We start from the raw sequence: 12,325 nt of genomic DNA, 5'->3' as shown, positions 1-12,325 counted from the left end.
CCCCGTGGCTGACCAGGAGAGTGCATGGATTCGCTATCACAACTAACGCTGGGCGCGGCGGTGACCGTGGCCGTAATGGGCAAACGCGTGCCGCTGTGGCAGGCGGCGCTGGCGGGGGCGGTCGCGGGCACGCTGCCGGACCTCGACGTGTTTATCGACCACGGCGATGCCATCCGCAACATGACGCTGCACCGCACCGAGAGCCACGCGCTGCTGTGGCTGACGCTGGTGGCACCGTTATTTGGCTGGCTGGTGGCTGGCGCGACGCGCAGCCGGCAGCACTGGCGCGCCTGGTGCCTCGCCATCTGGCTGGCATTGATCACGCATCCGCTGCTGGACCTGACCACGGTGTACGGCACGCAGCTCGGGCTGCCGCTGACCGATTACCCGTTCGCCATCGGCAGCATGTTCATCATCGATCCGCTCTACACGCTGCCGCTGCTGATCGCCCTGATCGTCGCACTGTGGCGGCGGGATGCGTGCGGGCTGCGCTGGAATCAGGCCGGATTGCTCATCAGCACGCTGTACCTGGGCTGGAGCATGGTGGCGCAAGGTGTTGCTACCCGGCATATTGAGCACCAGCTGACGCAGCAGGCTGTGCAGCCGCAGCAACTGCTGGTGACGCCCACCGCGTTTAACACGCTGGTGTGGCGCACGGTAATTATCACGCCGCAGCGCTACGGGGAAGCCTGGTGGTCGCTGCTGTCGCCCGATCGTCCCTTACAGATCCGCTGGTACGATCGCCATCCCGCGCTTTTTGCCCCGTTTAAAGGCCAGTGGCACGCGGAACGCGTTGCGTGGTTCAGCCATGGATTTTATGCCATGCGCCAGCAGGGCAACGACACGCTGATTGTGGATTTGCGCATGGGGGAAGAGCCGGATTACACCTTTACCTTTAATCTCGGTTCCGCCGCAGCGCCGGCAGCAGCACCACAGCGGGAAGATTCGCTGCGGCCGTCACTGTCGCAGGCGTGGCACAAATTCACTGAACGCTTATAACGAAAAAGGCCCGCATAACCGGGCCTTTTCGTTTAGGTGGATCAGGCTTTACGCCGGCGTAGCAGCCAGCCCATGGTCAGCACCACAAACCACAGTGGCGTCACCATCAGCGCCTGGCGGGTATCTTCCTGCAGTGTCAGCAGCACCAGCACAAAGGCAAAGAAAGCCATGCACACCCAGCACATCAGCTTGCCGAGTGGCATTTTGAAGCGTGACGCCGCATGACGCTGCGGATGCTGTTTGCGGTAGGCAAGGTAGCTGCACAGGATAATGGTCCAGACAAACATAAACAGAATCGCCGAGACCGTGGTCACCATGGTGAAGACCGTCATCACATCCGGAATCAGGTAGATCAACGCCACGCCCGCCAGCAGACACAGGCAGGAAAAGAACAGGCCGGTGGTCGGCACCGCGCGCGCCGAGAGACGGCCAAACGCCTTATGCGCCACGCCCTGTTCCGCCAGGCCATACAGCATGCGGCTGGTGGAGAAGATGCCGCTGTTGGCTGAGGAGGCCGCGGAGGTTAACACCACAAAGTTAACGATGCTGGCAGCGGCCGGCAGGCCAATCAGCACAAACATTTCAACGAATGGACTGCGATCCGGCATGACCTGGTTCCACGGCGTCACCGCCATGATCACCAGCAGCGCCAGCACGTAGAACATGATGATGCGCAGCGGGATCGCATTGATGGCACGCGGCAGAACTTTATGCGGATCTTTGGTCTCCGCCGCCGCCGTGCCCACCAGTTCAATGCCGACAAAGGCAAACACCGCAATCTGGAAGCCGGCAAAGAAACCGCTCAGCCCTTTCGGGAACATGCCGCCGTGATCCCAGATATTGCTCAGCGCCGCGTGGCTTCCGTTCGGCGAAGGGTAGTGCAGGCTAACCAGCACAATACCGGTGATGATTAACGCCACGATGGCGACGATTTTGATAATGGCGAACCAGAACTCCATCTCGCCAAACAGTTTCACCGTGGCGATGTTCAGGGCAAGGAAAACAAACACGCACAGCAGCGCGCTCATCCAGATCGAGAAGTCCGGGAACCACAGCTGGAAATAGGCGCTGATCGCCACCACGTCGGCGATACCGGTCACCACCCAGCAGAACCAGTAAGTCCAGCCGGTGAAATAACCGGCCCACGGACCGAGCAGGTCGGCGGCAAAGTCGCTGAAGGATTTGTACTCAAGGTTGGAGAGCAGCAGCTCACCCATGGCGCGCATCACAAAGAACAGCATAAAACCGATGATCATATAAACGAAGATGATCGACGGACCCGCCAGGCTGATGGTTTTACCGGAGCCCATGAACAGACCGGTGCCAATGGCACCGCCGATGGCGATAAGCTGGATGTGACGATTATGCAGGTTGCGCCGGAGTTTTTCCGGCTGTTCGGCCTCAATGGGCGCCGCTTTAGATTGATCAACCATAAAAATATCTTTCCTGTCTTGATGTTGTGTCAGCTCTGCTGGCTGTTGAATAACGTGCTGTTGCACAGGGCAAGAGGGCATAAGATAGAGGAAAGGCGGCCACTCTCGGTAATGGTTTTTAAACCTTTGTGCCCTTTTGCGTGCTTTACCGTGTCAGTAAATATTTACATGGCGCGCCGTGCCGTCATTTTGCGTAAATGTTCTGCAAATGAGCCGCTTGCACCACGCAGCGCTGCGCAGGGTTCTACACTTGTCATTTCGATGAACCCGGAAAAAGTGAGGCAGCGTGCGCGCATTGCTCGCGATAGTGCTGCTGGCCCTGTGCGGCTGGTGGAGTTTACCCTGGCTGAAAACCCATCTGCCGCCACAGTGGAATCCGTTTATACCGCTCCAGGTTACCGATCCGCCGGGCTGGATGACGCGCTACAAGCTGCAGCGGCTGAGCAGCGATCCGGCCGCGTGTCTGGCGGTGATGCGTGCGGCCAGCGCGCAGGGCAGAGTCAGTTTCCGTGAGGTGCCGCCGCTGCAGGGCGATTGTCCGATTGATCAGCCGCTGCGCATCAGCCGCTTCGGTGAGGTCACGCTGAGCAGCAGTTTTCTTGCCAGCTGTCCAATGGCGGTGGCCAGTACGCTGTATGTTACGCGCAGCAATGCGGCGCTGCAGCAGGCCGGCATTACCTCGCCGCTGCGCCGCATCGCGCACGTTGGCAGTTACGCCTGCCGCAATATTTATCACCGCCAGGAAGGACGCCGCAGTGAACATGCGACGGCGGAGGCATGGGACATCACGGGCTTTCAGCTGGCGGACGGGCGCTGGCTACAGGTAGGCAAAAACTGGCAGCAACCGCCGCAGGCCGCTGCCGCTTTGCACGCGTTATGGCGCAACGGCTGTGCCAGCTTCGGTAATGCGCTGGGGCCGGATTACAATGCGGCGCATGCCAGCCATTTCCACCTTGGCATGCGCGGCGCAGGCTTTTGTCGCTAAACTACACCGCCGGGTTTAATCCGCGTTTGATGAGGAAATGATTTGCCGGCCAGGAGAAAATAAATCCGGTGAGCATCGCCAGCTGTAACATAAACCAGAAGGCGCTGAGCAGGGGATTGAGCTGTTGATTAAGCACATATTTTAGGGCCAGCGTCATAAAGATAAAGATTCCCGCTTGATAAATCAGCAGCGGAAAGGTTTCTGTTTTCAGCGCTAATAATAACGTACGGACAATAGAAAGTTGTTCCCGCTGGCGAATGGCCAGAAACTGAAAAAATAATCCCGCCAGTAACGAAATCATCACGCAAATAACCGCCTGTAACCACAGCGCGGGGCTAATTGCAAAATGCTTGAGTAGCGTGACTATTGGCAGGGTGATGATGTCGCCGAATATACAGGCGGCGGCAGAGAGCGAGGTGGAAATAAAAATGGTTTGCCAGCTGGCATAACCGGTTAATCCGGATGGCAGCAGCAGCGCCAGTTTTCGCTGACGTGACGGTTTACGCCCGAGATACCACCATGCCAGCCAGCCGAAAAACGGCATGTACAGCCCGGTGAGCGGCCAAATGATATTCATGACCGCCAGCGGATGCGGGTGACGCAACAGATCTTTAGCGATCATCAGGGCGGTACACACGCCCACGACCAGAAAAGGTAATGCCAGCTGGTTTAACATAGTCAGTCCCACTCAGTTTGCTGAAATCGCGCCAGCCTGCGGAGCTATGCTGGTGCCTGCCACCTTGCGCCTCTGCTAAAGCGTAGCTGGAAAAGACGGTGCCTGAAATGTCTGCCACAGGGGCACTGCAGGGAAACACTGCAGAAATAACTGGAATTAAGCCGCGCTGCGGACTTAATCAGCAGGAAGATTATGACGGGCGGTATAAAAAAGGGGAATGGCAAAGATAATAGCGATTAATGATGAGGCGAATGTTTTAGCTGCGAAGTCTGGCGTTTAATCAACAGGACGATTGAAAATTCTTCAGAAAAATCTTATTCTGATTCGCACGACTTATCATCCTGATGGTGCCGCTGGCAAACGCACCATAGTTTAATTTCTCATTTGGGTAACATATTGACAACAAGGTGGTTATCACTTTTTGCCCGCAATGCCGCTCTGGTTTCAATCAATATTTTTTCTCTGGTTAATTTATTTTTTACATTAATCGGCACAGATATCCTGTTATGAATAAGGCGTGAAACAGCGCCAGGGCAATAATGACCATCGATAATTATTTCGTCTGGCGAGGCGAAACTGAAAAAGAATTTCAGGCGCTTTCCGAAGTGCTGCAATTGAAATCGCTGCTGCAAAAACATGTTGAGGCCCTTGGATTTGATGCTTTTGCCTTTTTGGTACAGCATCCGGTGCCTTTTACCCGACCGCGTATTTTTCTCTTTAGCACCTATCCGCAGAGCTGGGTGAAACGCTACGAGAGTGAAAATTACTATGCGGTGGATCCGGTGTTAATGCTCTGCCAGCAGCCCGGTCGCGGCGTGGAGTGGACGCGTGATTTATTTACCGGCGCAGGCAATTTATGGGCAGAAGCCAATGCAGCAGGGCTGGTAAGTGGCTTTTCATGCTCGGCAATGGCACTAAATCGTGCCATTGGTATATTATCTATAGCATCGCAACAACCCAGCCAGACCCAGCACAGACGCGTTGAGCTGGAGGTGCAACTGCACTTCCTGGCGGAACTGAGTTTGCGTGTGCTGGACCGTCTGAATGACGGCTCAATGGTGGTGTTATCGAATGATTTTAGTCAGCGCGAGCTGGAAATATTGAAATGGACAGCGGAGGGGAAAACCTCAGCCGAAATTTCCCTTATTCTGGCTATTTCTGAACACACGGTAAATTTTCACCAAAAGAATATGCAAAAGCGTTTTAATGTTTCCAATAAAACGCAGATTGCCTGTTATGCCGCAGCCATCGGCCTGATATAGCGAAAAGGCAACTACTAATTTTAGTAGTTCCTAAGCCGCAGTCAGTTGTCTACCCTGCGCCGGAAACTCCGCCAGGCTGGCGCTTAATAAATCATTGCAAACATGGGGATGTCAGGGGCGCATGATGAAAATAATTCAAACACAGCTAAAGGATATGCCGTCCTCTTTGCTGGCCGAGTTGGGCACCTATCGTTATAGCGTATTTGCGCGTGGCGAGGGCTGGTCAATTCCGCCGCGACTCAGCACGCCGGGACAGGAGTACGATCGCTTCGATCGTTCCGATGTCACCTGGCTGATTGCCTGGACTGCGCGTCAGGGCATTTGTGGCTGCGCACGTCTGTTACCGTGGCACGAGCCGGAAGTGCCGGAAGGCATGGTGCTGCCTTTTGATCAGCAAAAAGTGTGGGAAATGTCGCGCTATTCGGCCCGCCTTGAAGTCGATGCCGAGCTGCCGCTGAACATTTTATGGCATTCGGTACAGCTGGCAGAGCTGAGCGGGATGGAGTATTTGATCAGTTCGGCCACGCCGATGCTGGAGAAGATGTTTGAGCAGCATCAGGTGGTGTACGAGCCGCTCTCGCCGGGACTGATCCAGTCAGAAGACAATCTTTTTGCCATTCGTATTCCGGTGCAGCAGCCGGCGCTGGCGGAGAAGTATCGCGGCACGCGTCGCTTCAGTCCGGAAGAAGTGCTGCCCTCGCTGGGCGTGTCGGTCAACTGGCAGTCACACAGCTAACGCCCCGCGCAGGATGCGCAGGGCACGCCGCTTACTGACGGTAGGCGGTTTTAATCTGGCGAATAGTGTTGCTGAACACCTCGGCCTGCGGTTTATCAGCCAGCGCGGACTGGACGTAGCGCTCCATGTTGATGATCACTTTACCGGCATCAGCCTGGCCCATGCCTTTCAGGATCAGCGTCACCATCATTTTCAGGCAGGCGACTTCATCCGCCAGCGCCTGGGTATCGCGCGATGTTACGAAATCTTCATCACTCATCATTATCTCCTTTGTGGAATGACCTTGTGCGCACACATTCTTCCCGTGCATAAAAAACAGAGTATATCATACGCTTGATGGAAGAATTTAGGCCACATCATCGACCCGCGTGCAGACGGTTAATTAATTGCGCCGTTCGTTATTTTTTGTGCGCAAAAAACTTCCACGGAAAGATTATTTTTAGGTGCTGCCGGCGGGAAGAAGCGAAGGCGGGTTATAAATTATAACTTAATGATATTAGTCACATTTTAACAGTTTTATTCCAGTATGCTATTGCATCAGCTAAAAAAAACAATCACCGCTGCCTGCTATTTGACATGGGTCATTGGTTTTGAGATTTATCTGGCGCCCCTGATGTTCTTTCCACGCGAAACCCGGTAAGATAACGCCCCTGAAATATATTTTCCCCCACTAACCTGCGGAGTACGTCCCGTTGATCAGCCTGCTTCTTGTTGATGACCATGAACTGGTACGCGCCGGTATTCGTCGCATACTGGAAGATATGAAGGGACTGGTGATTGCCGGGGAAGTGGCCTGTGGTGAGGATGCGGTAAAATGGTGCCGCACAAATCCTGTGGATGTGGTGCTGATGGACATGAACATGCCCGGCATTGGCGGACTGGAGGCGACGCGCAAAATCGTGCGCTTCAATCCGGATATCCGCATCATCATGCTGACTATCCACACCGAAAATCCCCTGCCAGCGAAAGTCATGCAGGCCGGTGCGGCAGGTTATCTCAGCAAAGGGGCGGCGCCGCAGGAAGTGGTCAGCGCCATTCGCTCGGTGCACGCCGGTCAGCGTTACATCGCCTCTGATATCGCTCAGCAGATGGCGCTGAGCCAGATTGAGCCGCAGCGCGCCGAATCACCGTTCAGCTGTTTGTCGGAAAGGGAATTGCAGATTATGCTGATGATTACCCGAGGGCAAAAGGTGACGGAGATTTCCGAGCAGCTTAACCTGAGCCCGAAAACCGTTAATAGCTATCGCTATCGCATGTTCAGCAAGTTGAACATCAGTGGTGACGTAGAGTTAACGCATCTGGCCATACGCCATGGCCTGTTTAATGCGGAGCCGTTAATCAGTAGTGAGTGACGTTTTCAATCCCAAAGCCTTTCTCAGCACCGTGACCAGTCAGCCCGGCGTCTACCGCATGTATGACGCGACAGGCACGGTGATCTATGTTGGTAAAGCCAAAGACCTTAAAAAACGCCTGAGCAGCTATTTCCGCACGCAGGTGGGGAGCCGCAAGACCGAAGTGCTGGTCAGCAACATCCATAATATTGATGTCACGGTCACCCATACGGAGACCGAAGCGCTGCTGCTGGAGCACAACTACATCAAGTTGTATCAGCCGCGCTACAACGTGCTGCTGCGCGATGATAAGTCGTACCCCTATATTTTCCTTAGCGGCGATCCGCATCCGCGCCTGGCGATGCACCGCGGTGCCAAACACGCCAAAGGCGAATACTTTGGTCCGTTTCCCAACGGCTATGCGGTGCGTGAAACCCTGGCGCTGCTGCAAAAGGTGTTTCCGATTCGCCAGTGCGAGAACAGCGTCTACCGCAACCGCTCGCGTCCGTGCCTGCAGTATCAGATTGGCCGTTGCCTCGGCCCCTGCGTCGCCGGCCTGGTGAGCGAAGAGGAATATGCGCAGCAAACCGACTATGTGCGGCTGTTTCTGGCCGGTAAAGACGATCAGGTAATTAATCAGCTGGTGCAGCGTATGGAGCAGGCCAGCGTGGGCCTGCGCTTCGAAGAGGCGGCGCGCCTGCGGGACCAGATTCAGGCGGTGCGGCGGATTACGGAGAAACAGTTCGTCTCCAATCAGGGCGATGATCTCGACGTGATGGGCGTGGCCTATGACGCCGGCATGGCCTGTCTGCACGTGCTGTTTATCCGGCAGGGCAAAGTGCTGGGCAGCCGCAGCTATTTCCCGAAGGTGCCCGCAGACACGGAACTCACCGAAGTGGTGCAGACGTTTGTCGGACAGTTTTATCTGCAGGGCAGCGAAGCGCGTACCTTACCGGCGGATATCCTGCTGGACTTCAATTTGCCTGAGCGGGAGCTGCTGGCCGCGTCATTGAGCGAACTGGCCGGGCGCAAAGTCAGTATTCAGAGCAAACCGCGCGGCGACCGTGCGCGCTACCTGAAGCTGGCGCGCACCAATGCCGCCACGGCGCTGACGACGCGGCTGGCGCAGCACTCGACCATTCAGCAGCGTCTGGCGGCGCTGGCGGCGTTCCTCAAACTGGAGCAGATTAACCGCATGGAGTGTTTCGACATCAGCCACACCATGGGCGAACAGACCATCGCGTCCTGCGTGGTGTTCAACCGTGACGGCCCGCTGCGCGCTGACTATCGCCGCTACAACATTGAAGGAATTACCCCCGGTGATGACTACGCGGCGATGAATCAGGTGCTGCGCCGTCGTTACGGCAAGGCGCTGGAACCGGAAAAGATCCCGGATGTGATCCTGATCGATGGTGGTAAAGGGCAGCTGGCGCAGGCGCAGCAGGTGTTTGCGGAACTGGATGTGCCATGGGATAAAAACCGGCCGATTCTGCTCGGCGTGGCAAAAGGCAGCGACCGTAAAGCCGGCCTGGAAACGCTGTTCTTTGCGGCGGAAGGCGAGGGCGTTTCGCTGCCACCGGACTCGCCGGCGCTGCATGTTATCCAGCACATTCGTGACGACGCTCACAATCATGCAATTTCGGGCCACCGGAAAAAACGCGCCAAAGTGAAGAACACCAGCGCGCTGGAGAGCATTGAAGGCGTCGGACCCAAACGGCGTCAGCAGCTGCTGAAGTACATGGGCGGCCTGCAACCGCTGATGAATGCCAGCGTCGATGAGATCGCTAAAGTACCGGGTATCTCCTTCGCCCTGGCGGAAAAAATCTACTACTCGCTGAAACACTAACATTGAAACAGGGTGGGCAATGTAGGAACATACGTTAAATCCTACTCACACCAGACAGTTACTGGCATATGCAATTTAACATTCCGACGTGTCTTACCCTGTTTCGAGTTGTTCTGATCCCGTTCTTCGTGCTGGCGTTCTATCTGCCATTTCACTGGGCTCCCTTCGCGACGGCGCTGCTGTTTGTCATTGCTGCGGTCACTGACTGGTTTGATGGCTTCCTCGCGCGTCGCTGGAAGCAGACAACACGTTTTGGTGCCTTTCTCGATCCGGTCGCTGACAAAGTGATGGTGGCGATGGCGCTGGTGCTGGTCGCCGAGTATTTCCACGCCTGGTGGATCACGCTGCCGGCCGCCACCATGATCGCGCGTGAAATCATCATCTCGGCCTTACGTGAGTGGATGGCGGAGATTGGCAAGCGCAGCAGCGTGGCGGTGTCGTGGATTGGCAAAGTGAAGACCACGGCGCAGATGCTGTCGCTGGTGGCGCTGCTATGGCGTCCGGATGCGACCGTAGTCGGCGTTGGCGTGGTGGCGTTGTACATCGCAGCGGTGCTGACTTTCTGGTCAATGTTCCAGTATTTAAGCGCGGCACGCGGCGATTTGCTCGATAGCTGATCGATGCGATTTAAAAAGCAGCAAACGGACGCAGTGTGTGGATAATTCTATTGACTCGTTGCGTCAGATAAGTAGAATGCATCGCATCGAACGGCAGCAAGGCTGCAAGAAGCTGAATAAAATCAGCAAGTTCGGTGAAGCATAAGCAAATGCGGGAATAGCTCAGTTGGTAGAGCACGACCTTGCCAAGGTCGGGGTCGCGAGTTCGAGTCTCGTTTCCCGCTCCAGATATTGCAATACGTCGCAGACGGCTTGCACCTCAGATTAAAAGGCGCGTTGGCAGAGTGGCCATGCAGCGGATTGCAAATCCGTCCACCTCGGTTCGACTCCGGGACGCGCCTCCAGTTTACACCCTGCCCGGGTGGTGAAATCGGTAGACACAAGGGATTTAAAATCCCTCGGCTTATGGTCGTGCGGGTTCAAGTCCCGCCCCGGGCACCATATTTAATACCGAATAAAATCAAAGCAATAAGTAGCGATGTCGTGACCGCCCAAGGGCGGTTTTTTTGTGTTTAGAGGTTTTTCATAATATCGCTTCATAATATCAAACGGTTTTCCTCTGCCCGCCAACCATAACCATTGGAACCATCACGATCTTTCGATCATGCGCAGCCAGTTGTTCAACATTTTGATGCTGAAAATGATGATAGAGATCGCAATTGATAGCGTGGAGGTGGGCACTTGTCCTCACTCGCCTTTACGACAAGGACGTTCAGAAATTATCTGCCGCCTATCGCTTACCCGCTCAAAGTTATGCTCCGGGGCGCAGATGAGGTGGGGGCACATGATTTGGGTTTGCTGATGACGCAACGGGGAGTAATCTTGAGTTGTCGCTCTGACATTCAGTGGTACTACCGCAAGTCTGTTAAAAACGAGGGAACGATGATGATTGCAGAAACCGCAACGAAAGAACCGGGTAGATATTACACCTTCCAGTCGCCATTACCGGCTGATGTATTTTTTGAACTTCGGCCCCGGACACTGCCGCATAACGCACAACCCATACTGGATGAAACCAGTGGCATGTGTATTGGTTATTCAGTCGCACAGGCCCCAGGACTGTGGCAGATATATGATACACAGGGTCACTTTCTGCGCCTGGAAGAGGCTCCTCTTGAAGCCCCCTTGATTGATCCCACCGATATTGCGCTTATCGCTTTTGGCGTTTTCCGTATTTTTCGCGCGGGCCGCGTACTTTTTGAAACTGCTACGCGCGCGGCTGTCAGGGTGAAACTTAGTCAGGCGACTATCATGTTTCTTCGTGCGCGGTTAAAAACCGGTTTATCTGCTGGTAACCTTAAAATGACAGAAACAGCAGCTCGGCATATGTATGAACCGGGGCGCTATGTTCCATTACATATCCAGGAAAAAGCTATCCGTTACGGCAGGCGTATGGCGGATCCCCGTAAAGGCGAAGGGATGTTTCGCTATGAAACTGAGATGTATAAACTCAATCGCAAGCTAAACATAACCGAGTATAAAAAATACACTCTTGAGGTTGTGGTGCGAGAGTCAGACTGGACGATCACCCATTTTAAATATTTTGATTAACCGGCAGGAAAGCACGCATGTTTGATTTTAGAAATGAAGGATTCGTCTTCACGATCTCACCCTTTGAGCGTGTTGTTGATAACGAAACCGATCCGGTTAATCACGTCTGGGACTGGATTAAGTCTTATGTGGAGTTTACCGTCAGCGGAGTGAAGGTGCAGTTTCAAACTGAGTTTACCGTCGGCGAACTGAGGGAGCTGCGCGCAACATTTTCTCGATACTACAAGGCGGTAATGGCCCGCCATGAAATTGAATCTTTTAGTTTTCGCAGCCAGCTCAACCAGCTCAATATGGTTCTGAGTAAGGTCACGGGTGATGATATCGTGATTATTGAATATGTTCTTCGTCCGGAAGACCATGCTGATAGCGTTCAGATAAAGGGCGAACTGGCTATTAATGAGAGTTACTTCCCGGACATTCTCAGGCAGCTGGAGGAGATGATCAGCTGGCCGGAATAAAATTCTGATTTATCCGCCATCTCTTGAAGTGGGCAATCGCAATCGGGATTTGCCAATTAGCAGCGAGATTACTGGGGAAGTTAAGTGCTTTTACATCGATTAACAGACGATCCAGCTCGTTAACCATGACTTCACTTATGTCGGAATTCATGGGGCCGACGTCTGGCAGTCAAATAAAAACGGGACATAACGTCTGTCCCGCTAATCTCAATCCTGTGGCTGCCCGACCGGGCCTTCGCCTTCGCTGGCGCCAGGTACTGACTGCTTGCTGGGTGCGTGCGGACGTCCGTCACTGCCCACCGCATCGCTGTGTTGCATACAGCCGGCCAGGGTAACCAATGTCAGTGCCGCTAAGGCTGCCTTCATCAAACCACTCATCCTGCTCTCCTCCTGTTACGAACCGCGTAATCGTTAACGCACTGAGAAATAAG

Annotated in this window: 13 protein-coding genes and 3 tRNA genes; 12 read left to right on the top strand and 4 right to left on the bottom strand. The window is 54.5% G+C overall.

Annotation, left to right across the window (positions count from 1 at the left end; genetic code table 11):
• Window positions 1-24: 24 nt before the first annotated feature.
• Window positions 25-999 carry a metal-dependent hydrolase gene (locus tag C1N84_RS11720; protein WP_394541630.1) on the top strand — a complete coding sequence of 325 codons (975 nt, stop codon included), beginning with the start codon at window positions 25-27 and terminating at the stop codon, window positions 997-999.
• 41 nt (window positions 1,000-1,040) lie between these two features.
• On the opposite strand, the gene cycA is transcribed toward C1N84_RS11720, so the two are convergent.
• A complete protein-coding gene (gene cycA / locus C1N84_RS11715; protein ID WP_021508281.1) occupies window positions 1,041-2,432 on the bottom strand; it encodes a D-serine/D-alanine/glycine transporter in 1,392 nt (463 codons plus the stop codon).
• A gap of 286 nt (window positions 2,433-2,718) precedes the next feature.
• Between cycA and C1N84_RS11710 the strand changes: the two genes are divergently transcribed.
• Window positions 2,719-3,417 (top strand): extensin-like domain-containing protein, encoded by a 699-nt coding sequence (locus tag C1N84_RS11710; protein ID WP_264441425.1) that lies wholly within the window; start codon window positions 2,719-2,721, stop codon window positions 3,415-3,417.
• Between the two features lies 1 nt (window position 3,418).
• On the opposite strand, the gene C1N84_RS11705 is transcribed toward C1N84_RS11710, so the two are convergent.
• Complete coding sequence (locus C1N84_RS11705) at window positions 3,419-4,093, bottom strand: DUF4396 domain-containing protein (protein WP_394541629.1); 675 nt, start codon at window positions 4,091-4,093, stop codon at window positions 3,419-3,421.
• Window positions 4,094-4,632: 539 nt separating this feature from the next.
• Between C1N84_RS11705 and sdiA the strand changes: the two genes are divergently transcribed.
• Complete coding sequence (sdiA, locus tag C1N84_RS11700; protein WP_021508278.1) at window positions 4,633-5,355, top strand: transcriptional regulator SdiA; 723 nt, start codon at window positions 4,633-4,635, stop codon at window positions 5,353-5,355.
• A 124-nt stretch (window positions 5,356-5,479) separates the two neighbouring features.
• Window positions 5,480-6,091: an acyl-homoserine-lactone synthase gene (locus C1N84_RS11695; RefSeq protein WP_031279842.1), complete on the top strand. Its 612-nt coding sequence runs from the start codon at window positions 5,480-5,482 to the stop codon at window positions 6,089-6,091.
• 31 nt (window positions 6,092-6,122) lie between these two features.
• On the opposite strand, the gene C1N84_RS11690 is transcribed toward C1N84_RS11695, so the two are convergent.
• A complete protein-coding gene (locus tag C1N84_RS11690; RefSeq protein ID WP_010616664.1) occupies window positions 6,123-6,350 on the bottom strand; it encodes a DUF2594 family protein in 228 nt (75 codons plus the stop codon).
• A gap of 433 nt (window positions 6,351-6,783) precedes the next feature.
• Between C1N84_RS11690 and uvrY the strand changes: the two genes are divergently transcribed.
• The 8 genes from uvrY to C1N84_RS11650 all read left to right on the top strand — a co-directional run bounded on the left by uvrY (window position 6,784) and on the right by C1N84_RS11650 (window position 11,894).
• Window positions 6,784-7,443, top strand: a complete 660-nt coding sequence (uvrY, locus tag C1N84_RS11685) for a UvrY/SirA/GacA family response regulator transcription factor (protein ID WP_264441421.1) — start codon at window positions 6,784-6,786, stop codon at window positions 7,441-7,443.
• Window positions 7,436-9,268, top strand: coding sequence for an excinuclease ABC subunit UvrC (uvrC, locus tag C1N84_RS11680; protein ID WP_021508276.1), 1,833 nt, complete (start codon window positions 7,436-7,438; stop codon window positions 9,266-9,268). The genes uvrY and uvrC overlap by 8 nt, the downstream gene beginning before the upstream one ends.
• A 68-nt stretch (window positions 9,269-9,336) precedes the next feature.
• Entirely contained in the window at window positions 9,337-9,885 is a 549-nt protein-coding gene (pgsA, locus tag C1N84_RS11675; protein WP_021508275.1) for a CDP-diacylglycerol--glycerol-3-phosphate 3-phosphatidyltransferase, read from the top strand.
• Window positions 9,886-10,036: 151 nt separating this feature from the next.
• Window positions 10,037-10,112: transfer RNA gene (locus C1N84_RS11670), tRNA-Gly, on the top strand.
• 43 nt (window positions 10,113-10,155) lie between these two features.
• Window positions 10,156-10,229: transfer RNA gene (locus tag C1N84_RS11665), tRNA-Cys, on the top strand.
• 11 nt (window positions 10,230-10,240) lie between these two features.
• Window positions 10,241-10,326 (top strand) — tRNA-Leu (locus C1N84_RS11660).
• A 240-nt stretch (window positions 10,327-10,566) separates the two neighbouring features.
• Window positions 10,567-11,436, top strand: coding sequence for a hypothetical protein (locus tag C1N84_RS11655; protein WP_264441420.1), 870 nt, complete (start codon window positions 10,567-10,569; stop codon window positions 11,434-11,436).
• A gap of 17 nt (window positions 11,437-11,453) precedes the next feature.
• A complete protein-coding gene (locus tag C1N84_RS11650) occupies window positions 11,454-11,894 on the top strand; it encodes a WapI family immunity protein (protein ID WP_264441419.1) in 441 nt (146 codons plus the stop codon).
• Between the two features lie 207 nt (window positions 11,895-12,101).
• Here the strand turns inward: C1N84_RS11650 and C1N84_RS11645 are convergent, their stop codons facing one another.
• Entirely contained in the window at window positions 12,102-12,272 is a 171-nt protein-coding gene (locus C1N84_RS11645; protein WP_058769590.1) for a hypothetical protein, read from the bottom strand.
• Between the last annotated feature and the right edge of the window lie 53 nt (window positions 12,273-12,325).

Source organism: Pantoea sp. SGAir0418 (assembly GCF_043529865.1).
This window is presented reverse-complemented; position numbering and strand designations above follow the sequence as displayed.